This window comes from Amycolatopsis sp. NPDC114503 (assembly GCF_055633655.1).
The window spans coordinates 172305-195367 of the sequence record NZ_JBVKDT010000006.1 but is presented as its reverse complement, the minus strand read 5'-3'; the positions used below and the strand labels follow the sequence as shown (position 1 = coordinate 195367).

Annotated in this window: 24 protein-coding genes and 1 pseudogene; 23 read left to right on the top strand and 2 right to left on the bottom strand. The window is 69.6% G+C overall.

The features are described 5' to 3' along the window. Window positions 1–5: 5 nt before the first annotated feature. Window positions 6–1798: pseudogene (locus ACZ7OI_RS26330) on the bottom strand (ABC transporter ATP-binding protein). Window positions 1799–2007: 209 nt separating this feature from the next. Between ACZ7OI_RS26330 and ffh the strand changes: the two are divergent. The 19 genes from ffh (at window position 2008) to ACZ7OI_RS26235 (ending at window position 17786) form a co-directional block, all read left to right on the top strand. After that, window positions 2008–3549 carry a signal recognition particle protein gene (gene ffh, locus ACZ7OI_RS26325; RefSeq protein ID WP_470266841.1) on the top strand — a complete coding sequence of 514 codons (1542 nt, stop codon included), beginning with the start codon at window positions 2008–2010 and terminating at the stop codon, window positions 3547–3549. Continuing rightward, on the top strand, window positions 3546–4619 hold the full coding sequence (locus ACZ7OI_RS26320) for an amidohydrolase family protein (RefSeq protein WP_470266840.1): 1074 nt from the start codon (window positions 3546–3548) through the stop codon (window positions 4617–4619). Before ffh ends, ACZ7OI_RS26320 begins: the two co-directional genes overlap by 4 nt. A gap of 137 nt (window positions 4620–4756) precedes the next feature. Then, complete coding sequence (locus tag ACZ7OI_RS26315) at window positions 4757–5479, top strand: CPBP family intramembrane glutamic endopeptidase (RefSeq protein ID WP_344286005.1); 723 nt, start codon at window positions 4757–4759, stop codon at window positions 5477–5479. A 103-nt stretch (window positions 5480–5582) separates the two neighbouring features. Beyond that, on the top strand, window positions 5583–6374 hold the full coding sequence (locus ACZ7OI_RS26310) for a lysostaphin resistance A-like protein (RefSeq protein ID WP_470266839.1): 792 nt from the start codon (window positions 5583–5585) through the stop codon (window positions 6372–6374). 190 nt (window positions 6375–6564) lie between these two features. Beyond that, entirely contained in the window at window positions 6565–7008 is a 444-nt protein-coding gene (gene rpsP, locus ACZ7OI_RS26305; RefSeq protein ID WP_116205654.1) for a 30S ribosomal protein S16, read from the top strand. Further along, window positions 7005–7244 carry an RNA-binding protein gene (locus ACZ7OI_RS26300; RefSeq protein ID WP_003103110.1) on the top strand — a complete coding sequence of 80 codons (240 nt, stop codon included), beginning with the start codon at window positions 7005–7007 and terminating at the stop codon, window positions 7242–7244. Before rpsP ends, ACZ7OI_RS26300 begins: the two co-directional genes overlap by 4 nt. 25 nt (window positions 7245–7269) lie before the next feature. Continuing rightward, complete coding sequence (rimM, locus tag ACZ7OI_RS26295; RefSeq protein WP_470266838.1) at window positions 7270–7785, top strand: ribosome maturation factor RimM; 516 nt, start codon at window positions 7270–7272, stop codon at window positions 7783–7785. A 10-nt stretch (window positions 7786–7795) separates the two neighbouring features. Further along, on the top strand, window positions 7796–8503 hold the full coding sequence (locus ACZ7OI_RS26290; RefSeq protein ID WP_470266837.1) for a hypothetical protein: 708 nt from the start codon (window positions 7796–7798) through the stop codon (window positions 8501–8503). Window positions 8504–8507: 4 nt separating this feature from the next. Continuing rightward, window positions 8508–9254 (top strand): tRNA (guanosine(37)-N1)-methyltransferase TrmD, encoded by a 747-nt coding sequence (trmD, locus tag ACZ7OI_RS26285; protein WP_470266836.1) that lies wholly within the window; start codon window positions 8508–8510, stop codon window positions 9252–9254. A gap of 203 nt (window positions 9255–9457) precedes the next feature. Further along, on the top strand, window positions 9458–9826 hold the full coding sequence (rplS, locus tag ACZ7OI_RS26280; RefSeq protein ID WP_067589193.1) for a 50S ribosomal protein L19: 369 nt from the start codon (window positions 9458–9460) through the stop codon (window positions 9824–9826). A gap of 31 nt (window positions 9827–9857) precedes the next feature. Beyond that, window positions 9858–10784, top strand: a complete 927-nt coding sequence (lepB, locus tag ACZ7OI_RS26275; RefSeq protein ID WP_470266835.1) for a signal peptidase I — start codon at window positions 9858–9860, stop codon at window positions 10782–10784. Window positions 10785–10876: 92 nt separating this feature from the next. Next, window positions 10877–11665 carry a ribonuclease HII gene (locus ACZ7OI_RS26270; protein WP_182895714.1) on the top strand — a complete coding sequence of 263 codons (789 nt, stop codon included), beginning with the start codon at window positions 10877–10879 and terminating at the stop codon, window positions 11663–11665. Beyond that, on the top strand, window positions 11662–11985 hold the full coding sequence (locus tag ACZ7OI_RS26265) for a DUF2469 domain-containing protein (RefSeq protein ID WP_003096226.1): 324 nt from the start codon (window positions 11662–11664) through the stop codon (window positions 11983–11985). Before ACZ7OI_RS26270 ends, ACZ7OI_RS26265 begins: the two co-directional genes overlap by 4 nt. A gap of 244 nt (window positions 11986–12229) precedes the next feature. Next, window positions 12230–12610, top strand: coding sequence for a YraN family protein (locus tag ACZ7OI_RS26260; RefSeq protein WP_470267155.1), 381 nt, complete (start codon window positions 12230–12232; stop codon window positions 12608–12610). After that, window positions 12610–14121, top strand: a complete 1512-nt coding sequence (locus ACZ7OI_RS26255; RefSeq protein ID WP_470266834.1) for a YifB family Mg chelatase-like AAA ATPase — start codon at window positions 12610–12612, stop codon at window positions 14119–14121. Before ACZ7OI_RS26260 ends, ACZ7OI_RS26255 begins: the two co-directional genes overlap by 1 nt. 254 nt (window positions 14122–14375) lie before the next feature. Beyond that, window positions 14376–14591 (top strand): hypothetical protein, encoded by a 216-nt coding sequence (locus ACZ7OI_RS26250; protein ID WP_470266833.1) that lies wholly within the window; start codon window positions 14376–14378, stop codon window positions 14589–14591. Further along, window positions 14588–15757 carry a DNA-processing protein DprA gene (dprA, locus tag ACZ7OI_RS26245; RefSeq protein WP_470266832.1) on the top strand — a complete coding sequence of 390 codons (1170 nt, stop codon included), beginning with the start codon at window positions 14588–14590 and terminating at the stop codon, window positions 15755–15757. Before ACZ7OI_RS26250 ends, dprA begins: the two co-directional genes overlap by 4 nt. A 51-nt stretch (window positions 15758–15808) precedes the next feature. Continuing rightward, on the top strand, window positions 15809–16828 hold the full coding sequence (locus ACZ7OI_RS26240) for a tyrosine recombinase XerC (protein WP_470266831.1): 1020 nt from the start codon (window positions 15809–15811) through the stop codon (window positions 16826–16828). 109 nt (window positions 16829–16937) lie between these two features. Continuing rightward, window positions 16938–17786 carry a FliA/WhiG family RNA polymerase sigma factor gene (locus tag ACZ7OI_RS26235; protein WP_377926111.1) on the top strand — a complete coding sequence of 283 codons (849 nt, stop codon included), beginning with the start codon at window positions 16938–16940 and terminating at the stop codon, window positions 17784–17786. 147 nt (window positions 17787–17933) lie between these two features. Here ACZ7OI_RS26235 and ACZ7OI_RS26230 read toward each other — a convergent pair whose 3' ends face one another. Then, window positions 17934–18410: a murein hydrolase activator EnvC family protein gene (locus ACZ7OI_RS26230; protein ID WP_470267154.1), complete on the bottom strand. Its 477-nt coding sequence runs from the start codon at window positions 18408–18410 to the stop codon at window positions 17934–17936. 1285 nt (window positions 18411–19695) lie between these two features. On the opposite strand from ACZ7OI_RS26230, the gene rpsB reads away from it, so the two are divergent. The 4 genes from rpsB to frr all read left to right on the top strand — a co-directional run bounded on the left by rpsB (window position 19696) and on the right by frr (window position 22967). Further along, window positions 19696–20619 carry a 30S ribosomal protein S2 gene (gene rpsB / locus ACZ7OI_RS26225; protein WP_470266830.1) on the top strand — a complete coding sequence of 308 codons (924 nt, stop codon included), beginning with the start codon at window positions 19696–19698 and terminating at the stop codon, window positions 20617–20619. An 82-nt stretch (window positions 20620–20701) separates the two neighbouring features. Beyond that, window positions 20702–21517, top strand: coding sequence for a translation elongation factor Ts (gene tsf / locus ACZ7OI_RS26220; protein WP_344286017.1), 816 nt, complete (start codon window positions 20702–20704; stop codon window positions 21515–21517). Between the two features lie 96 nt (window positions 21518–21613). Further along, window positions 21614–22360 carry a UMP kinase gene (gene pyrH / locus ACZ7OI_RS26215; RefSeq protein WP_009074499.1) on the top strand — a complete coding sequence of 249 codons (747 nt, stop codon included), beginning with the start codon at window positions 21614–21616 and terminating at the stop codon, window positions 22358–22360. A gap of 49 nt (window positions 22361–22409) precedes the next feature. Then, window positions 22410–22967, top strand: coding sequence for a ribosome recycling factor (frr, locus tag ACZ7OI_RS26210; protein ID WP_470266829.1), 558 nt, complete (start codon window positions 22410–22412; stop codon window positions 22965–22967). Window positions 22968–23063 lie beyond the last annotated feature (96 nt).

Sequence of the window (23063 nt, the reverse complement as noted above, 5' to 3'; positions counted from 1 at the left end):
CCACATTAGGCGGTTTCTCCCCGCACCAACGCGGCATACCGCCCGTCCGACGCGAGCAGCTCCGCGTGCGTCCCCCGCTCGACAATCCTTCCCGCGTCCAGCACCGCGATCTGATCGGCATGCTCCACAGTGGACAGCCGGTGCGCGATCGCGATGGTCGTGCGCCCGGCGGCGAGCCGGTCCAGTTCTGCCTGCACCGCCCGCTCGGTGCGGTTGTCCAGCGAACTCGTCGCCTCGTCCAGGATCAGCACCGGCGGATTGCGCAACAGGATCCGCGCGATCGCCATCCGCTGCTTCTCCCCGCCGGAAAACCGGTAACCGCGTTCCCCGACAACGGTGTCGTACCCGTCCGGCAGCGCGGCCAGCGTGTCGTGGATGTGCGCGGCCTTCGCGGCGTTCTCCAACTCCTCGTCGGTGGCGTCCGGCTTCGCGAACCGCAGGTTCTCCCGCACCGACGCGTGGAACAGATACGTCTCCTGCGACACCAGCCCGACCCCAGCGGCCAGCGACGCGAGCGTCACGTCCCGGACATCCGTCCCATCGACGCACACCTTCCCCTCAGTCACCTCGTACAACCGAGCGACCAGATAGGCGAGCGTCGTCTTCCCCGAACCCGTCGTTCCGACCAACGCCGTCGTGGTCCCCGCAGGCACGTCGAGATCGATTTCGCGCAACGTCCACGGGCCCTCGTCGTCGTAGCGGAACGACACCCCGCGCATCGAAACCGCTCCGCCGCTCAGGGCCAGCTCACGCGCTCCCGGCCGGTCGTCGATCTCCACCGGCAGATCGAGCACCTCGAAGATCCGTCCGAACAACGCCTTCGCCGACGCGACGTTCTGGCCCACCGTCTGCATCGCCGTCGCCGGCGCGAGCAGCCGGTTCACCATGCTGGTGAACGCGACGACAGTGCCCAGCGAGATCGGTGCCGCACCACCGGCGAGCTCCAGACCGGCAGCCCAGTAGACCAGCGCCGGGACGATCGTCAGGCTCATCGACCGCGCCGCCCGCTGCCACCGTCCGGCCAGCGCGGCGCTGCGCTCCAGCGCCGCGACCTCGCGCGATTCCTCGGCGAACCGGTCGCGCATCAGCTTCGCGTTGCCCATCGTCTTGGCGAGCAGCACGCCGGTGACCGACAGCGATTCCTCGACGATCGTGGTCAGCCGGGCCATCCGCCGGGTCCGGCCGCGGGCGAGCTTCCGCTGCTTGCCGCCGAGCCGCAGCGTGAACAGCAGGAACAACGGCACGACGACCAGCGACAACAGCGCCAGCTGCCAGTCCATGACCAGAATCGCCACCGCGATCGCCAGCGCCGTGGTGCCGTTCTGCACGATCGACGCGGCGGTCCCGGTCACGACGTTGTCCACGCCGCCGATGTCGTTGAAGACCCGCGACAGCACCTCGCCGGTCTTGGTCCGGGTGTAGAAGCCCAGCGACATCCGCTGCAGATGGCCGTACACCGCGACCCGCAGCTCGTTCATCACCCGCTGGCCGATGGTGTTGGACAGCCCGGTGGTCCGCACGCTCAGCGCCCCGGACCCGAGCGCGGCGGCGATCATCCCGGCGGCCAGCAGGCTCACCAGCAGGGCGTCGCGGCGCGGCAGCGCGGTGTCCAGCATCTCCCGCAGCAGGACGGCGAGGTGACGCCCAGTCCGGCCTGCACGACCAGCAGCGCGCACAGCCCGGCCAGCGCCCGCCGGTGCGGCCGGAACAGGCCCGCGATGCGGCGGAACGGCACGTGTTCTTCCTCGTCTCCTGCCGGTTCGGCGAGCGTGGGACGCCGGGCAGTAGCTGATGTCATACGCTTATGTTTACTTAATTCCCGAGCCCGGTCGACCAGTTTTCGCGTGGTTGACCTATTGTCGGTCGGCCAGTTAATACGCGCATGCGTAGTACCCATCCCGTACCCGTGAAGGCCGGGCGGCCGGGGCGGCTACCCTCGGAAGATGCCGGGGGTGCCGAGCACCTCCCGGCACGCGAACTTTCGACCCAGCTGGAGCGTGCACCCCCGTGTTCGACACCCTCTCCGATCGGCTCACCTCGGCCCTGCAGTCGCTCTCGCGCAAGGGCAGGCTGTCCGACGCCGACATCGACGCGACCGCGCGCGAGATCCGCATCGCGCTGCTGGAAGCGGACGTCGCGCTCCCGGTGGTCAAGGCGTTCATCGCGAAGATCAAGGACCGGGCGAAGGGCGCCGAGGTCTCCCAGGCGCTGAACCCGGCGCAGCAGGTCGTCAAGATCGTCAACGAGGAGCTCGTCGGCATCCTCGGCGGCGAGACGCGGCGGCTGAACCTGGCCAAGAACCCGCCGTCGGTGATCATGCTGGCCGGTCTCCAGGGTGCTGGCAAGACGACGCTCGCCGGCAAGCTGGCGATGTGGCTGAAGAAGCAGGGCCACGCGCCGATGCTGGTCGCCTGTGACCTCCAGCGGCCGAACGCGGTCACCCAGCTGCAGGTCGTCGGCGAGCGCGCCGGCGTCGTCACGTTCGCGCCGGAGCCGGGCAACGGCGTCGGCGACCCGGTCGACGTCGCCCGCCGCGCGATCGAAGAGGCCAAGCACGCGCAGCACGACATCGTCGTGGTCGACACCGCCGGTCGCCTGGGTGTCGACGAAGAGCTGATGAAGCAGGCCGCGGACATCCGCGAAGCCGTGCAGCCGGACGAAGTCCTGTTCGTGGTCGACGCCATGATCGGTCAGGACGCGGTCACCACAGCCGAGGCGTTCCGCGACGGCGTCGGCTTCACCGGTGTGGTGCTCACGAAGCTCGACGGCGACGCCCGCGGTGGTGCGGCGCTGTCCGTGCGCGAGGTCACCGGCCAGCCGATCCTCTTCGCCTCCAACGGCGAAAAGCTCGAAGACTTCGACACGTTCCACCCGGACCGGATGGCTTCGCGCATCCTGGGCATGGGCGACGTGCTGACCCTGATCGAGCAGGCCGAACAGCACTTCGACCAGGAGCAGGCCGAACAGGCCGCGCAGAAGCTCACCAGCGGCCAGCTCACGCTGGAGGACTTCCTCGAGCAGATGCTCGCCGTGCGCAAGATGGGCCCGATCGGCAACCTGCTCGGCATGCTGCCCGGCGCGGGCCAGATGAAAGACCAGCTCGCCTCGGTCGACGACAAGCAGCTCGACCGGCTGCAGGCGATCATCCGCGGCATGACGCCCGCCGAGCGCGCCGACCCGAAGATCATCAACGGCTCGCGCCGGCTGCGCATCGCGAACGGCTCCGGCGTGACCGTCCGCGAGGTCAACGACCTGGTCAACCGCTTCTTCGAGGCGCGCAAGATGATGGCGCAGATGGCGGGCCGGTTCGGCTTCGGCGGCGGAGGCGGCGGAAGCAAGAACCGCAAGGGCAAGAAGGGCAAGAAGGGGAAGAAGGGCCCCACGCAGCCGAGGATGCGCGGCGGGATGCCCGGCGGCATGCCGATGCTTCCCCCCGGCGGCGGCATGCCCGGCGGGATGCCGGACCTGTCCCAGCTCGGCGGCATGAACGACGTGCCCGGCTTCGACCCGTCCAAGTTCAAGCTGCCGAAGGACCCGAAGAACAATTGAGCCCGCTGCACCTGTCCGGCACCGTCCTGCCCGACGGCGAACCGCGTGACCTCTGGGTCCAGGACGGAAAGCTGTCGTTCGAGCCGGTTCCCGGCGCGGAAACGCTGTCCGTCGGCGGATTCGTGGTCCCGGGACTCGTCGACGCGCATTGCCACCCGGGCCTCGGCCCGAGCGGCGGACTGTCGGTGGAGGAGGCGGCGGACCAGGCCGCGACCGATCGCGACGCGGGCACGCTGCTGATCCGCGACTGCGGCCTGCCGCTCGACGTCCGGCCGCTGCAATCGCGCGCGGACCTGCCGACGATCATCCGCTGCGGACGCCATTTGGCTCTGCCCAAGCGGTACATCCCCGGGTTCGCGATCGAGCTGGACGACCCGGCGCTGCTGCCCGAGGCGGTCGCCGAACAGGCCCGCGACGGCGACGGCTGGGTCAAGCTCGTCGGCGACTGGATCGACCGCGGCCAAGGCGACCTCGCGCCGCTCTGGCCGGACGACGTGCTCGCCGAAGCCATCCGCGTCGCCCACGACCTCGGCGCACGCGTCACGGCGCACGTGTTCGGCGAAGCGGCGTTGCCGGGCCTGATCGGCGCTGGCATCGACTGTCTCGAACACGGCACCGCGCTGTCGCCAGACCAGCTGGCCGAACTCGCGCGCCGCGACGTCGCGTTGGTGCCCACGCTCATCAACATCGAGAACTTCCCGGGCATCGCGGACAAGGCAGGCAAGTACCCGACGTACGCGGCACACATGCGCGCGCTGCACGCCGGTGTGGGCGAGATGGTGTCCTCGGCGGTCGAAGCAGGCGTACGCGTCTTCGCGGGCACGGACGCGGGAGGCATGGTCGAGCACGGCCGTATCGCCGACGAGGTCGAAGCGCTCCACCGCGCGGGAATGTCGCGTACGCAAGCGCTTGCGAGCGCGTCCTGGGAAGCGCGCGAATGGCTGGGCCACCCCGGCATCGAGCACGGCGCCCCGGCGGACCTGATCGTTTACGCCGACGACCCGCGCGCCGACCTCGCCGCACTGCACCACCCGACCCACATCGTCTTGGGCGGCACGGTCTTCCACTGACCCCCGCCTCGATACGCCGCAACGGTCCGTGAGGGGAACCCTGACGGAATCTGATTCCCTCGGGGTTCCCCTCACGGACAACGGAGCGAGGCGACCCCGACTGGATGCGCCACAGCACAGGCACATAGCGTGAACCCGTGGCCGAAGACGGTGGGGGAAAGCGAATTCTGGGCGCCCATTGGGCCTTTGCCGCGTTCTTCTTCGGAGTCGCCGGCTACTACCTCGTCACCCTCCTCACCGCGGCCGCGTTCAACCGCCACGTCGGCGACGACGACCCGGTCGAGGCGTACGCGGGACCGTTGCTGCTGCTGGCCTTCCTGCCGAACCTGGTGCTCGGCCTCGGCCCGGCGATCGCCTCCCTGCGCTACGGCTCCGGCCTCGAACGCGACTTCGGGCTCCGCACCCGAGGCCGCGACCTCCGCATCGGCCTCGCCTGCGGCCTGCTCGCGCTCGTCGTCGGCTTCGTGCTGAACGCCGCCGAAATCGCCGTCTTCGGCGGCGACGAGGTGTCCGACAGCCCGCTCACCGACCTGCCCGACGTGTCCGGCGGAAGCCCGGTCTGGCTCGTCACGACCGCGCTGGTGCTGGTGATCGCCGTCCCGCTCACCGAGGAACTGCTGCTGCGCGGGGCGCTGTGGAACGCCTTGGCGCACTACAAGATCCCGCCGTGGGTGGTCCTCGTGCTCACCTCGCTGGTGTTCGCGCTGCTGCACGGCGAGACCACGCGGACGATCGCGCTGTTCGGCCAGGGGCTGGTTCTCGGACTGGCGCGGCATTACTCCGGCCGGACCTCGGCGAGCGTCCTCGCGCACGCGGCCAACAACCTGCCGCCCGCCGTCCTGCTCTTCACCGGGCACTGAGCTCATCGGGGAATGCGGAAACCAGTGACCGGTCGAGTACTGTGCGAAACCATTTCGGCCGCTAGGCTCGACCGGTGAGCAGAGCGAGCACGGGGAGGCGGGCGTGACCACATCACAGCCCCGTGAACCCCTCTCGAGTGCGCTCTCCCCGGAGGACTTCGTGGCCGAACCGACCGCGTTCCCGGCGCATCGCTGGGGATTCGGGGCGTTCCTGCTGGTCGAGGCCGTTTTGCTGGCGTCGGCCGCGTTCATCGGCGCGCTCGCCGGGCCGACGGTCCCGGGCAGGCCGCTGCCGATCAGCACGGTGCTGCTCGGCACGATGCTGCCCACCATGATCGCCGCCGGCGTCGCGGTGCTGGTCACCGTCGTCCGCGGCAACGGCCCGAAGCTCGACCTGCGGCTCGAATGGCGCTGGGCGGACGTCTGGACCGGGCTCAAATTCGGCATGCTCGGCCTCGTGCTCACCTCGCTGAGCGCCTACGTGTGGACCGAGCTGGTCGGCACGGCGGACGCGACGTCGGCGATCAGCGCGCTGGTCGACGACCGCAAGATGTCCGTGCCCGCCGCCGCGGTGATGTTCGGCTACCTGTGGCTGCTCGGGCCGATCTGCGAGGAGATCATCTACCGCGGCCTGCTGTGGGGCGCGGTCGAACGGCTGCAGTGGCGCAGCGAGCGGTGGGGCCGTTTCGCCGCGTTCCTGCTGTCCACCGCGGTGTTCGCGGCCAGCCACCTGGAACCGCTGCGCACCACGCTGCTGCTGGTGATCTCCATCCCGATCGGGCTGGCCCGGCTGTCCACCGGACGGCTGGCGGGCAGCATCGTCGCGCACGCGGTCAACAACTTCCTTCCCGCGGTCGCGATCCTGCTCGGGGCGCTCGGGCTCGCGTCGTTCTGACGCTGGTCGCGCACGCGTAACCGGGGCCTTGTGCGGGCTCGGCGACGGGCGTCTGGCAGAATGTTTGCTTGCCCGCTTCCGCCGGACCCTCTCGCCGTGTGGAAGCTCCTGACCTCCGGGCGCCGCGAGCCTGTCCCCACGGGTTCCGCGCGCGCCCTGCACCACACAGCACTGAGGAGTACCCACACCCGTGGCCGTCAAGATCAAGCTGCAGCGCCTCGGCAAGATCCGTGCGCCGTACTACCGCATCATCATCGCCGACGCGCGCACCCGCCGGGACGGCAAGGCCATCGAGACGATCGGCAAGTACCACCCGAAGGAAGAGCCGAGCTTCATCGAGGTCGACACCGAGCGGGCGCAGTACTGGCTGGGCGTCGGCGCGCAGCCGACCGAGCCGGTCCAGCGCATCCTCGAGATCACCGGCGACTGGCAGAAGTTCAAGGGCCTGCCGGGCGCCGAGGGCACCCTGAAGGTGGCCGAGCCGAAGCCGTCCAAGCAGGACCTGTTCAACGCGGCGCTGGCCGCGGCAGGCGAGGAGCCCTCCACCGAGGCCACCACGCCGAAGAAGAAGTCGGCCCCGAAGAAGGCCGAAGCCGAGAAGGCTGAAGCCGCCGAGGGCGAGAAGTCCGAGTGAGCTTCCTCGCCGACTCCCTCGAGCACCTGGTGCGCGGGATCGTCGACAACCCGGACGAGGTCCGGGTCGAGCTGCTGACCACGCGCCGTGGCCGCACGCTCGAGGTGCACGTCCACCCCGACGATCTCGGCAAGGTGATCGGCCGGGGCGGGCGCACCGCGACCGCTCTGCGCACCGTGATGGGCGGCATCGGCGGCCGCGGCGTCCGCGTGGACGTCGTCGACACCGATCGCTGACCCGGATTCTCGGAAACGGTCAGGTATGGACGTCGTAGTCGGCCGCATCGCGAAAGCGCACGGCATCCGCGGCGAGCTCGCGGTCGACGTGCGCACGGATTCGCCGCAGCAGCGGTTCGCGATCGGTGCGGTCGTCACGACGAAGCTGCGCGACGGCAGCACGAGAGAACTCACCATCGCAGCCGCCCGCGAACACAGCGGGCGGCTGCTGGTGCGTTTCGAGCAGGTGCTCACCCGCGATGTCGCGGAAACCCTGCGCGGCGCCCTGCTTCTGGCGGACACCGACACGCTGCCGCCGACCGGCGACCCGGACGAGTTCTACGACCACGAGCTGGCCGGTCTGCGCGCCGAACTGGTCGACGGGACCGTCGCGGGCAAGGTCGTCGAGGTGGTCCACTCGCCGGCAGGCGAACTGCTCGAACTCGATCACGACGGACGCTCGGTGTTGGTACCTTTCGTCCGCGCCATCGTTCCGGTGGTGGACGTCGCGGGGGGCCGGGTCGTGCTCGATCCGCCCGAAGGCCTCCTCGACGCTGACTGAGGGGGAGTTCGTGAAGTTCTGGACGAAGGCTGTCTTCGCAGCCGTTCTGGCCACCGCTTTCGCCGCGCCGCCCGCGCAGGCCGCTTCGCCGGTGTACGGCGACTTTTCGATGATGTTCCAGCGCAGCGCCGGCCAGTACGCCCCGCCGGGGGAGAAGGCCTTCCAGTGGGCGTGGTCGCCGCAGTCGGCCACCGAATCGCAGATCACCTGGGGCGACCCGGTCACCTGGCCGCCGGCGACCGCCGAGCACTTCGTCCGCTCGGGCGACTGGGTGCTGCTCGACGGCTGGGACGGCAACGGCACGTACTACACGGAGCGGGTCACCGAAGAGTCCGCGTGCACCGGCTCCGCCTGCACGCCGATCCCGTCCGACGGCGGCCGCCAGCACTACGTGCGCTGGACCGTGCCGTCCACCGACTACCGGCTCGTCGCGCGCGGCACGATCACCGAGAAGAGCTCGGGCAAGGTCGTCCGCTTCGAACATCTGCAGACGTGGGGCGCGCCCGCTCCGTGCTCGAACGCCCGCTTCGGAGCGCGAACCTGCGTCACGCAGACCGAAACCTGGTCGGACGACAACGGGCTGCCCGCCGGGTCGCCGATCCGCAAGACCCTGCACCGCAGCATCAAGATCGCGAAGGGACTCGGCATGGCCTTCGCGATCGACCAGGACTTCCCGAGCTCCTGGCACGCCCAGGCCACCGAGTACTGGAACTGGTAACCGCTTGCGCATCGACGTCGTCACCATTTTCCCCGAGTACCTCGACCCGCTGCGCGCCGCGCTGCTGGGCCGGGCGATCGACCGCGGCCTCATCGAGGTCGGCGTGCACGACCTGCGCGACTGGACCCACGACGTCCACCGCGCGGTCGACGACGCGCCGTACGGCGGCGGCCCCGGCATGGTCATGAAACCGCAGATCTGGGGTCCCGCCCTGGACGACGTATGCGGTGAGGGGACGCGGCTCGTGGTCCCGACTCCGGCGGGCAAGCCGTTCACCCAGGAGCTGGCGCATTCCTACGCCGAGGAAAAGCACCTGGTGTTCGCCTGCGGCCGCTACGAGGGCATCGACCAGCGGGTGGTGGACGACGCGGCCCGCCGGATGCCGGTCGACGAGGTTTCGATCGGCGACTACGTGCTGGTCGGCGGCGAGGCCGCGGTGCTGGTGATCGTCGAGGCAGTGGTCCGGCTGCTGCCGGGCGTGCTCGGCAACGCGCGGTCGGCGGCCGAGGACTCGTTCTCCGACGGCCTGCTCGAAGGCCCCAGCTACACCCGCCCGGAAGTGTGGCGCGACCTGGCGGTGCCAGACGTGCTGCGCTCGGGCAACCACGCGCTCATCGACCGGTGGCGGCGCGACCAGGCGCTGGAGCGTACGGCGCTTCGGCGGCCGGATTTGCTTGCCCAGCTGCCCGAGGGCAGCCTGGACAAGCGGGACCGAGAGGTGCTCGACGGGCTGGAAGACCAGCCCGGATAGGCCCCGTGCGAGGTCTCCGGGGGCCTCTGCCATAATGGATTGGTTGGCGTGACGCGCGAGTCGATACTTTAGGGCCGAACGGTTCAGTTTTGTAGAGACCGCGACGCCAACCGTGAATGCCATCAGCCCCGGGCTAGTCGCAGTGAACTCCACTGCGCGCTCAAGCTGTACGTAAGCCACACGAATACGAGGACGGACCACCGATGAACACCCTGGACGCGCTGGACGCGCAGTCACTGCGTTCCGACATCCCGGCCTTCCGCCCCGGCGACACGCTCAAGGTGCACGTCCGCGTCATCGAGGGCAACCGCGAGCGCAACCAGGTCTTCCAGGGCGTCGTGATCCGCCGTCACGGCGGCGGCGTCCGGGAGACCTTCACCGTCCGCAAGGTCTCGTTCGGCGTCGGCGTCGAGCGCACCTTCCCGGTGCACTCGCCGAACGTGGCCGAGATCGAGGTCTTCAAGCGCGGCGACGTGCGCCGGGCGAAGCTGTACTACCTGCGCGAGCTCCGCGGCAAGAAGGCCAAGATCAAGGAGCGCCGCGAGAACCGCGAGACCACCTCTGCCCGCTGAGTGGCGAGTCGGTTACCGGTAGCCTGGCGACGTGGTCGAACCTGTGTCGCGGAACGCCGATGAGGACGGCCCCGAACGCCCGGAAGAGGACCAGGAACGGTCCGGCGGGCGTCGGGGGTCGCACCGGCGGGGCAAGTCCTCGAAAAAGCGGTCGTTCTGGAAGGAACTGCCGATCCTGATCGTGATCGCCCTGGTGCTCACGATCGTGATCCAGGCGTTCCTCGCGAAGGTCTACATGATCCCCTCGGGATCGATGGAGGCCACGCTGCACGGCTGCCCGGGCTGCACCGGCGACCGGATCCTGGTCGACCGCGTCACCTACGACTTCACCGACCCCTCCCCGGGGGACGTGATCGTGTTCAAGGGTCCGCCCGCGTGGACCGAGAACGAGATCGCGCCGCAGGAGTCGACCAACATCGTCGTGCGCGCGCTGCGCGGCCTCGGCTCGCTGGTCGGCTTCGCGCCGCCGGACGAGCGGGACTTCGTCAAGCGCGTCATCGCCACCGGCGGCCAGACTGTCCAGTGTTGCGACGACCGCAACCGGGTGATAGTCGACGGCAAGGCACGCGACGAGCCCTACATCCACTGGGAAGACGAGCATCACCGCGTGCAGGAGTCGTTCCCCCCGGTGAAGGTTCCGCAGGGCGCGCTCTGGGTGATGGGCGACAACCGCAACAACTCCGCCGACTCGCGCTATCAGGGCGGCGGCGGGCCCAACGGTGCTGTTCCGGTCGACGACGTCATCGGCAAGGCCCGCGTCATCGTGCTGCCGCCGAGCCGCTGGGGCGGGATCTCGGACCACAATCCGCAGCAGAACGCCCAGCCGGTCGCGCTCGGCGCGCCCGCGTGGCAGCAAGGGCTGCCGCTCGGCATCGGCTTCGCCACCGCGGTGCCGACGCTCTTCGTCGGACGCCGGTTGAAGGCAGGCCTCCGCAAGGCGGCCGGCCGGAGACGGTAAGCGGTGCGCTCCGTCCGCGACTTCCGGGTGGTGCTTCGGTGACTCTCCCTCCTCCCCGCACTCCGGCGGACCCGCTGCGTCCGCCGCGTGCTGTGGTGCGCGGCGAGCTGTTCTGGGGTCTGCAAGGCGCTCTCGAACGTCGCGGCCTGGGCCCGGTCGCCGGTGTCGACGAGGCCGGAGCCGGAGCCTGCGCGGGCCCGCTCGTGGTGGCTTCGTGCGTGCTCCGTCCCGGCGACGGCGCGCGGCTGCCCGAGCTGACCGATTCGAAGATGCTCACCGCGAAGGCCCGGGACCGGGTGTACGACCGGGTCCTTCAACGCGCCCTCGATTATTCGGTGATCGTCATCCCCTCCGAGCAGGTGGACCTGCTCGGCATCCGGGTGATGAACCTGGAAGGCATGCGCCGCGCCGTCGCCGGCCTGCGCACCCATCCCGGCTACGTCCTCACCGACGGCTTCCCGGTTCCCGGCATCCCCGCGCCGAATGTCGCGGTGATCAAGGGAGACCGCAGCGTCGCGAGCATCGCGGCGGCGTCGGTTCTGGCGAAGGTGACGAGGGACCGGATCATGGCCGGCCTGCACGAAGAGTTGCCGGCCTACGGCTTCGACGTGCACAAGGGCTACAGCACCTCGGACCATTTGGCTGCGCTGAGTGAGCACGGCCCGAGCCCGGTGCACCGCTGGTCCTACACGAATGTCGCCACCGTCGCGCTCGCACACGGACTCACTGCCCCGCATCCGGTCGTGCTGACCTACGCTGCACTGGAGAACGCCCTGGAAAAAGCGGGCGGGCCGGTCCGTGCCCCGGGCCGCTCGGTGGGTAAGAATGAACGCTCCGCCGCCGGAGCAGGACGAACGCGAGGAGGGGCGCGGATTTCATGAGCGCAGAGGATCTCGAGAAGTACGAGACCGAGATGGAGCTCTCGCTGTACCGCGAGTACCGCGACATAGTGGGCCAGTTCTCGTACGTGGTGGAGACCGAGCGGCGGTTCTATCTGGCCAACGCAGTGGACGTGCAGGTGCGCGACGGCGGCGGCGAGGTGTACTTCGAGGTGCGCATGTCCGACGCCTGGGTGTGGGACATGTACCGCCCCGCCCGGTTCGTGAAGCACGTCCGGGTCATCACCTTCAAGGACGTCAACGTCGAGGAACTCGACAAACCCGACCTGCGGCTCCCCGAGGACGGCCCGTTCTCGGGCTGACTTCCCGCACTTTTCACCACGAAGGCCACCCGCACACCGCCCGGGTGGCCTTCGTCGTCTCCGCCCCCCGCACACCGCCCCGACACTTCCGTCTCGGTTTCCCCTTCCGGGCCAGCCGCGATCCACAACCCCCCGGTTATCCACAGCCGGCGGAAATCCCCCTGGCGCGGCTTCCGGTCACGTTGCGATCGTGAAAGCACACGCACCGTGACCGACGGTGCTCACGCTGTCCGAGGGGGACACCATGAACGACGGCCCGCACCCCGGCGCGCACTGGCGCCGGACGTTCGGCCGCTGGGGCGAGGACCTCGCCGCCCGGCATCTGCAGGCCGCCGGCATGGTCCTGCTCAGCCGGAACTGGCACTGCCGGGAAGGCGAACTGGACCTGGTCCTGTCCGAGGGCGACCGGGTGATCTTCTGCGAGGTCAAAACCCGTTCCAGCACCGAATACGGCACTCCGGCCGAGTCGGTGACTCCGGAGAAGATCGACCGCGTCCACCGAGCCGCGATGCGCTGGCTGAAGGAACATCGAGTCGGCTGGTGCCGCGTCCGGTACGACGTAGTGACCGTCTACGCCCCGGCTGGCGAAGAGCCGGTCGTGCGGCATTTGGTGGGAGCTTTCTGATGCCCCACGCCAAAACCTGGTCCGTCGCGTTGCTGGGCATCGAAGGCCGAGTAGTAGAAATCGAAGCCGACCTGGGCGGCGGCCTGAGCCGAGTCACCCTGGTAGGCCTGCCCGACGCCGGCCTGCGCGAGGCGAAAGACCGAGTCCGCTCCGCCGTCCGCAACTCCGGCCAATCCTGGCCCGACGGCAAGATCACGCTGGCCCTGTCGCCCGCCAACCTGCCCAAAATGGGTTCCGGTTACGACCTGGGCATCGCCGCCGCGGTCCTAGCCGCGATCGGCGCCGTCCCCGCCCGGAAACTCCTGCACACCATCCTCCTGGGAGAACTGGCCCTGGACGGCAGAATCCGCCCCGTACGCGGCGTCCTCCCCGGTCTATTGGCAGCCAAAGCCGCCGGCCACGAACGCGCCGTAGTACCGATGGAATCCTTGGTAGAAGCCGCCCTGGTGGACGGCCTGGAAGTCTCCGGCGTAACCCGCCTGGCGGAACTCATCGCCTGGCTAAAAGACGAAGGCGACCTAGAACCACCCGCCGCCCCGATCGCCGCCGCCCCCGCGGCAGTCCCCGACTTGGCCGACGTAGTAGGCCAACCAGAAGCCCGATGGGCCCTGGAAGTCGCCGCAGCAGGCGGCCACCACCTCCTGCTCACCGGCCCGCCCGGAGTCGGCAAAAGCATGCTGGCCAGACGCCTCCCCGGCCTGCTCCCGGATCTGTCGTCCGACGAATCCCTGGAAGTAACCGCCATCCACTCAGTCGACGGCTCCCTGTCACAGTCGTCGCCCCTGGTCACCGTCCCGCCCTTCGTCGCCCCACACCACTCGATCAGCCCACCGGCCCTCATCGGCGGCGGCACCGGCCTAGCCGCCCCCGGGGCCATCAGCCGAGCCCACCGAGGCGTGCTTTTCCTGGACGAGGCCTGCGAATTCGGCAACCAACGCCTCGACTCGCTCCGCACTGTCCTGGAAGAAGGCGAAGTCCGCATCGCCCGCGCGAAAGGCGTTGTCCGCTATCCCGCCCGGTTCCAATTGGTCCTGGCCACGAACCCCTGCCCCTGCGCCCCACCTAGGGAAACCGACTGCACCTGCTCGGCAACCACCCGCCGCCGCTACCTCTCGCGGCTGTCCGGCCCGCTGCTGGACCGAGTAGACCTCCGCGTCCGCCTGCGCCCCCTCACCGCGATCTCCGCCCACCAATCGACTACTCCCGAACCTTCGTCGGCAGTCCGAGCCCGAGTCCTGGCCGCCCGAGACCGCGCAAAACACCGCTGGCACGAACACGGCTGGCAATCCAACACCGAGGTGCCGGGCCCCGCCCTGCGCCGAGATTTCGCCCTGCCGCCGCCTGCCACCGCAGTCCTGGACCGAGCCCTGGACCGAGGCCTCCTGACCGCACGAGGAGCCGACCGATGCCTGCGCATCGCCTGGACCCTGGCCGACCTGGCCGCCCTGCCCCAACCAGAAACCGACCACGTCACCGCGGCACTGGACTTCCGAGAACGCAAAACCGGCTAGCCACCCGCTCATCCCGCAGGGACTCCTCACCGGTGCGGTCGTCTGTTCGCCAGGACCGGAGCGAATGGCCTCGGTGCCGACCGAGTCCCGACCTCGTACACGGCTCAACGCCGCCTGGCACCCACTCACTCACCTGGGCCACGGTGAACAGCCCCCAAACCAGTCCGCCGCCCTCTCGCCAACGCCCCGACCAGATGTCCCACCCCCGGACCGGCAACCCCGCCCGTCCGAACCTTCAACGAAAGGAACCACTCATGTCCAACCGAGCCGTCCCCTCCGCCACCCCGCGCACTCGGCACCGCAGGCCGAAGACGCCGCAGCACAAGATCGTCCGGCATCTGCACCCCGTGCGGCGCAGGGAAGTCCGCCCCGAGCACGACCCGGTCCGGGTGCGAGAACGGCTGGCGCTGCATCGCCACCTCGCCGTCGTCCGCTCCGAGAACCCAGGCTGCCGAAGAGGTGCGGCGTGAGTGTCGCCGTCGAGGATCAGACCGCGGCGACCGACTCCGAACGGCTCGCCCGCGCGTATCTGCTCGGCGTCGCCGAACCGCCGGCGCCTCACCTGCTGGAGTTCGTCGGCGAACACGGCCCGGTCGTGGCAGCCGAGCGGGTCCAGGCCGGAGACTGTCCCGAGCGGGTTCTCCGCGAAACGGCCGCACGACGGGAATCCACGATCGCGGAACAAGATCTCGAGGCAGCAGCCAAAGCCGGTGCCCGGCTCGTGGTTCCCGAAGACCACGAATGGCCAGCGTGGCCACTGCTCTCGCTGGCCGTAGCGACCGGCAACGGTGTGAAAAACGTAGCCGCGCCGCTCGGGCTGTGGGTCCGCGGCAGCGCAAGTCTGGCCGAAGCCGCCGACCGTGCGGTGGCCGTTGTCGGCGCTCGGATGGCCACGGACTACGGCGTGCACAACGCGCTCGAGATCGGCCACGCGTTGGCAACTCGACAAGTACCGGTCTTCTCCGGCGCAGCCCTGGGCATCGACGCCGCAGCCCACCGCGGTGCGCTCAGCGGTGGAGGGGTCACTGTCGCGCTGCTCGGATGCGCAGTCGACTATTCCTATCCGGCAGGAAACGTCGCCTTGTTGAACCGTATCGCCGACGGCGGTGCGCTCGTCAGCGAGTACGCACCGAAGACACCGCCCGCGCGCCATCGATTTCTGGTGCGCAACCGCCTTATCGCAGGTCTCACCGACGGCACAGTCGTTGTGGAAGCCGGAATCCGCAGCGGTGCACGCAACACCGCCACCATCGCGGGCGCGCTCGGCAAGGTCGTGATGGCGTTGCCAGGGTCAGTGCATTCAGGCAGTTCGGCCGGGTGTCATGCGCTGATCCGGGACTGCAAGGCCACGTTGGTCACGTCGGTCGACGAGGTGCTCGAAACCGTCGGCAGGTTCGGCACCACGGCTCCAGCGGCCGACACGAGTCGACGACCCACCGACAATCTCGGCCCGGAGGCGTCGCGGGTTTACGACGCGCTGCTTCCGCGGGCCGGGCGGGCTCCGGAGGAGATCGCGGAGAGCGCTGGAGTGCCGGTTTCCCGAGTTCGCGCCTTGTTGCCGGCACTGGAAATCGACGGCTTCGCGATGCGCGGCGACACCGGCTGGCGGCAGATCGTCCGAACGGCCAACCGATGATGGGCGTGGCGATGCTTGACCAATGGCGATGGTTCGCGCAGCGTAATCGTCATGCCCTCAGCGAGTGCACGCAAGGACGCGGTCCCGCGTCCCGGTGGACACCGGAAACGCCCGCCACGACCCGATCTTCGTGCTCTTCGCGCCGAATTGCCGGAGTCGGCCGAGTCGGTGGTGGCCGGTTACGAACGGCATCTGTCGCTGGAGCGTGGGCTGTCGCCGCACACCGTGCGCGCGTACGTCGGCGACGTCGTTTCGCTGTTGGCGTTCGTGACCGTGGGGGAGGGAGACCGTCCCGCGCGGCGCTTTGAGGACTTGGACGTCACGCAGCTGCGCGCGTGGCTCGCGGGGCAACGCTCGGACGGCGCCGGGCGCACCACCCTCGCGCGCCGCGCCGCGGCCGCGCGCACGTTCACCGCTTGGGCGCACCGCACCGAGTTGCTGAAGTCGGACCCGGGCGGACGGCTGGCCGCGCCGCGCGCGCACCGGACCCTGCCCGGCGTGCTCCGCGCCGAACAGGCCGACGCGCTCATGGACGCCTCCGCGAAAGGGGCAGCCGAACGGGATCCGGTCGCTCTGCGTGACCGTGCGTTGGTCGAGTTGTTGTACGCAACCGGCATTCGGGTGTCGGAGTTGTGCGGGCTGGACGTCGGCAGCGCGGACTTTTCCCGCCGCGTGGTTTCGGTGGTGGGCAAGGGAGACAAGGAGCGGACGGTTCCGTTCGGCGTCCCGGCGGCGGAGGCGCTGACCGCGTGGCTGGAGGACGGACGGCCCGCGCTGGCTGGGGAAACGCCGGGGCCGGCGCTTTTCCTGGGCGTTCGCGGCAAGCGCCTGGACCCGCGCGCGGCGCGCCGGGTGGTGCACGAGGCGGTGGCCGCGGTGCCGGGTGCAACGGACATGGGGCCGCACGGGCTAAGGCATTCCGCCGCGACGCATCTGCTCGAAGGAGGTGCCGATCTCAGGAGCGTTCAGGAACTGCTTGGTCACGCTACGCTGGCCACGACCCAGCTCTACACTCATGTGACCGTCGATCGGCTGAAGGCGATCCATGACCGAGCACACCCGCGGGCCTGAAGAGGCCGGCGGCGGCTCGGCCGGGGACGGCAGGGCCGGAACGCCGGCGCACGCGCATCCGCACGAGCACGGAGACCACACTGAGCAGCACGCCGAGAACGACCGTGCGATGACTTCCACGTCGCAGGTCACGGAAGCCGGGACGGACCGTCCCGGCGTGCAGGACGCCGTCAACGGGGACGGTCGTCCTGGTCAGGACGTCGACGCGGGGATTCAGGCGCTGTGGCAGCAGTTCGCCGACAAACCGGACCAGACGTCGCGCGACCGGCTGGTGCTGCACTACGCGCCGCTGGTGAAGTACGTCGCGGGCCGGGTCGGCACCGGCCTGCCGACGCACGTGGATGTCGGCGACCTCGTGCAGTCTGGAATATTCGGATTGGTCGACGCGATCGAGAAGTTCGACCCGGAACGCGGCCTGCGCTTCGAGACGTACGCGATGCAACGCATCCGCGGCGCGATCCTGGACGACCTGCGCTCCCAGGACTGGGTTCCGCGCGCGGTGCGCAGCAAGGCGAAGGAAACCGCCCGCGCCCTGGAACGCCTCGGCGCCCGCCTGCACCGGACCCCGACCGACGCCGAACTCGCCGGCGAAATGGGCATCAGCCTCGACGACCTGCGCGATTTCTACGGCCAGCTCCGCCTGACCAGCGTGGTGGCCCTGGAAGATCTTGTTGCCGCGGGCAAAGACGCCGGTTCGCTGGTCGACACCCTCCCCGACGACGGCGCGGTGGACCCGGTGGCCGTCCTGGTGGACCAGGACAACCGCCGTCAGCTCGCGGAAGCCATCGCGCAGCTCACCGACCGGGACAAGATCGTGGTCAGCCTCTACTACTTCGAAAGCCTGACCCTGGCGGAAATCGGCAAGGTCCTGGGCGTCACGGAGTCTCGGGTGAGCCAGTTGCACACCCGCGCGGTGATGCGGCTGCGCGCCAAGCTGATGGAACAGCCCAGCGGCTGACCCGCTGTCGCTTGTCCTTGCGCTGTCGCTTGTCGCGGTCTGGGCGGGGCCGTGGCGGCGGCAGCGGTGATCTGGGCTGTCGGTCCCGCGAGGTCCGCGGCTTTGCGATGGCTTTGACTGGATGGCCTTGGCTGGATTGCCTTGGCGTCACGGGCCTTCTGCCCACGGTTTGAGGCGGACTCGGCTCGGGTCGCCGACCAAGGCGAGCGGGTCGATGTATTCCGTGCCGCGGCGGGCGCCCCAGTGCAGGCAGGCGGCGGTCGGGCAGCCGGGGTGGCCTGGTGTCGCGGTTCCCAGGGGCTGGCCGCGGTAGATCTGGTCTCCGGGGACGACTGTCGGGGCGATGGGGAGATAGGTCGTGTGCAGGCCGCCGTCGTGGTCCAGGGCGACTACTCCCTGGCCTGCTACTTGACCGGCGAACACCACGACGCCCTTGTCCGCGGCCAGTACTTGTTGCCCGGCGGTGGCTTCCAGGTCTACGCCTCGGTGGCCTGGGCCGAATGGGGTCGCGGGTGGTTCGAAGTTGCGGGTGACGTGCGGGCGGGGCGTCAGGGGCCAGGCGAGGCGGCCGGATTGTTCTGGGGCGGGTTGGAGGGATTGGGCGTCGGCGCGGGAGTTGAGCAGGGCTGCTGAGCCTGCGGAGAGGGTCAAGACTGTCGCCAGGATTAGCCACGTACGGGTGGTGTTTCTGTGGCTGCGCGGGGCGAAAAGCGGGACTTCGCTGACCGCTCCGGCCAGGCGCAGCGGTGGGTGGCCCCAGCTGAAATCGCAGGGCAGGGAGATTCGGATCCTCGGCAGGAGCGTCGCTGCTGGTTGGGGGCGGGGTGGGCGGAGGATCCGGCGGGAGGCGAACAGGGCGTAGCGGGTGACTGCGCTTGCGGCGGACGTCGCGCGGGTCCAGGTGCGGCGCAATGCGGTGCGGATTCTGGGCGGTCTGGCGGGTGTTCGGCGGTGGCGGCCGCTCCGGGGGAGTGTCGGGGGGAGTGGATGTGCTGAGGCAGCGGGCGGGGAAGTAGCGGGCGGGGAAGTAGCGGGCGGGGAAGTAGCGGGCGGGGAAGTAGCGGGCGGGACTGTGCCGTCTGGGCTCAGCAGGGCGGCTGCCGCCGGTGGGTGCTGGGCGAGGAGGGCGGTCGTTGCCAGGACTACCGGGTGAGGCATCTCGGCCGACGCAGACGCAGACGCCGCCGACGATGGCACCGCCGCCGACGATGGCACGGGCACCCGCGCCGACGATGGCACCGGCGACGGTGGCGACACCTGCGGTGGCGACGGCGGATGCGGCGACGGCGGGAGCGGCGACGGCCTGAGCGGCGACGCACTGGGCGGCGACGGATTGAGCAGTGAACCGGACTGGCTGCTCGCTTCCCTGTCCGGGCGAGGAGAAGCCGCGGCCGTTGAGCAGGCCTTACCCGGCGTCGAGGGTGAACCAGGCAGGGAATCAGCACGAGAATCGGCAGGTCGGGCAGAAGCGGCAACGACGGGAAAAGATCGCGTAGTGGTCATGCCTCCATCGTCATCCACCGGCCGACAGGAACCGGCCCTTCGGCGTCAGTTGTCCACAGGCGGGCACAGTTGTGGACAACCCCTGGCCGGGCGAAGGCTGCCCGCAGGGGCGGGCCTGGTGGCAGGGGGTAGAATCAATTCCGCAGTCCACTTGCTGGGCTGACTTCGCGTGCACGTGCGCGCGTCCCCGGACGGGCCGCTTCGGCGGGAACCCGGACGGAGGGGCGCACGGTGTCCGGCGGTCCCTGGGGTTTCGCACTACCGAACCCGCGGGTCCGGGCATCGGCTACGGCACCAGGGCCCACGACCTCCCGGTCGCGGGCGACTAACCGGAACAGCGCCTCCGCGGGCGGATCGAAGACCTCCAGCGGGAGCGCGCGAGTACAGAGAAGGTGTGATTCCGGCAATGGCCGTCGTCACCATGAAGCAGCTGCTCGACAGCGGCGTGCACTTCGGGCACCAGACTCGTCGGTGGAACCCGAAGATGAAGCGCTACATCTTCACCGAGCGCAATGGCATCTACATCATCGACCTGCAGCAGACGCTGACCTACATCGACCGTGCGTTCGAGTTCATCAAGGAAACCGTCGCGCACGGCGGCACCATCATGTTCGTCGGCACGAAGAAGCAGGCTCAGGAAGCGATCGCCAACGAGGCCGCGCGCGTGGGCATGCCCTACGTGAACCAGCGCTGGCTCGGCGGCATGCTGACCAACTTCCAGACCGTCCACAAGCGCCTTCTCCGCCTGAAGGAGCTCGAGGCCCAGGAGCAGACCGGCGGTTTCACCGGCCTGACCAAGCGCGAGATCCTCACGCTGACCCGCGAGAAGGACAAGCTCGAGAAGACCCTGGGCGGCATCCGGGACATGGCCAAGGTGCCGTCCGCGGTGTGGATCGTCGACACCAAGAAGGAGCACATCGCCGTCGGCGAGGCTCGCAAGCTCAACATCCCGGTCGTCGCGATCCTCGACACCAACTGCGACCCGGACGAGGTCGACTACCCGATCCCGGGCAACGACGACGCGATCCGTTCCGCCGCGCTGCTGACGAAGGTCGTCGCCGAGGCCGCCGCTGCCGGGCTGATGGCCCGCTCCGGCCGCAACGGCGCTTCGGCCGACGCGAAGCCGGAGACCGGTGCTTCGGACGAGCCGCTGGCCGAGTGGGAGAAGGAGCTCCTCGCGGGCTCGGAGACCGCCGCCGCCGACGCGACCGCCGCCGCCGACGCGACCGAGGCCGCTGCCGCCACCGAGACGGCCGCGACGGCCGAGACGGAGACCGCCGCGACCGAGACCGCGGAAGCGACCGGCGAGCAGGCTCCGGCCAACTCCTGATCCACCCCGTCCGGGCGGTCCGCGCAGGGCCGCCCGGACGGCGCTCACCGCACACGTACCTGAAACGGACGGATTCAACACGATGGCGAACTACACCGCCGCTGACGTGAAGCGCCTGCGCGAGATGACCGGCGCGGGCATGATGGACTGCAAGAAGGCCCTCGAGGAGAACGACGGCGACTTCGAGAAGGCTGTCGAGTTCCTGCGCATCAAGGGCGCCAAGGACGTCGGCAAGCGCGCCGAGCGCGCCACCGCCGAGGGCCTGGTCGCCGGCGACGGCGGCGTCATGATCGAGCTCGACTCGGAGACCGACTTCGTCGCCAAGAACGACGAGTTCCAGCAGCTCGCGGCGAAGATCGTCGAGGCCGCGAAGGCGCTGAAGTCCAGCGACGTCGAGGCCCTCAAGGCCGCCGACCTGGACGGCAAGCCGGTCAACGAGGTCGTGCAGGAGCTTTCGGCCCGCATCGGCGAGAAGCTCGAGCTGCGCCGCGTGGTGTCGTTCGAGGGCAAGACCGCGACCTACCTGCACCGCCGCGGCTCCGACCTTCCGCCCGCCGTCGGCGTGCTGGTCGAGTTCACCGGCGACGACACCGACGCCGCCCGCGGCGCCGCGATGCAGGTCGCCGCGCTGCGCGCGAAGTACCTGACCCGCGAGGAGGTGCCGGCCGAGATCATCGAGAACGAGCGCCGCATCGCCGAGCAGACCGCCCGCGAGGAAGGCAAGCCCGAGCAGGCGCTGCCGAAGATCATCGAGGGCAAGGTCAACGCGTACTACAAGGACAACGTGCTGCTCGAGCAGCCGTCGGTCAAGGACAACAAGAAGACCGTCAAGGCCCTGCTCGACGAGGCCGGCGTGACTCTGACCCGGTTCGCCCGGTTCGAGGTCGGCCAGGCCTGAGCGAGGCACTGGGACTAGGTTCTGGCACTGTGCCCCGTCTCCGCGCATCGGGGACGGGGCACAGTCGGGTCTACCGAGGGGCAGGAGGCGACAGACATGGGTGAGGACCGGGTCGAGGGCGGGTACCGCCGGGTGCTGCTGAAACTGGGCGGCGAGATGTTCGGCGGCGGCGCGGTGGGCGTCGACCCCGACGTCGTGCACTCCGTCGCCCAGCAGATCGCCGACGTCGCGCGCACCGGAGTGCAGATCGCGGTGGTGATCGGCGGCGGCAACTATTTCCGCGGCGCGGAGCTCTCCCAGCGCGGCATGGACCGCGACCGCGCCGACTACATGGCGATGCTCGGCACCGTGATGAACTGCCTGGCGCTGCAGGACTTCCTCGAAAAGGAAGGCCTCCCGACACGCGTGCAGACCGCGATCACGATGGGCCAGGTCGCCGAGCCCTACATCCCGCGCCGCGCGGAACGGCACCTCGAGAAGGGCCGCGTCGTCATCTTCGGCGCCGGCGTCGGCATGCCGTACTTCTCCACCGACACCGCCGCCGCGCAGCGCGCGCTCGAACTCGGCTGCGAAGCCGTGCTGATGGCGAAGGCCGTGGACGGCGTCTACACCGCGGACCCGAAGACCGACCCGGACGCGAAGATGTTCACCGACATCACCCATCGCGAGGTGCTCGAGCGCGGCCTCAAGGTCGCCGACGCCACCGCGTTCAGCCTCTGCATGGACAACAAGATGCCGATCATCGTGTTCAACCTGCTCACCGAGGGCAACATCGCCCGCGCGGTGGGCGGTGAGAAGATCGGCACGCTGGTCTCCACCCCCGCCGACGAGGCATCCGCCTAGACCTGCTGGGATCAAGCTCAGGTCCGACAACACAACACCGGGAGTAGCCGTGATCGACGAGACCCTCCTCGACGCCGAGGAGAAGATGGAAAAAGCGGTGTCCGTCGCGAAGGAAGACCTCACGTCGGTGCGCACCGGGCGGGCCAACCCGTCGATGTTCTCCCGCATCGTCGTCGAGTACTACGGTGCGCCGACCCCGCTGAACCAGCTGGCGAGCGTCAACGTGCCCGAGGCGCGGATGGCGCTGATCAAGCCCTACGACCAGACGCAGCTCGGCGCCATCGAGAAGGCGATCCGCGAGTCCGACCTCGGCGTCAACCCGAGCAACGACGGCAACGTCATCCGCATCGTCATCCCGCAGCTCACCGAGGAGCGGCGCAAGGAGATGGTGAAGGTCGCGAAGGGCAAGGGCGAGGACGCCCGCGTCTCGATCCGCAGCATCCGCCGCAAGGCCAAGGAAGAACTCGACCGCATCGCCAAGGACGGCGAAGCGGGCGAGGACGAGGTCGCGCGCGCCGAGAAGGAGCTGCAGAACCTCACCGACACCTACGTGCACCAGGTCGAAGAGCTGGTGAAACACAAGGAAGCCGAGTTGCTCGAGGTCTGATGAGCCAGGTGAGCGAGGAACGCGACGAGCGGGTGAGCGACATCCCGCCACCGGACCCGGCCGCCGAGCCGGACCCGGTGTCGCGGCCGGAACCGG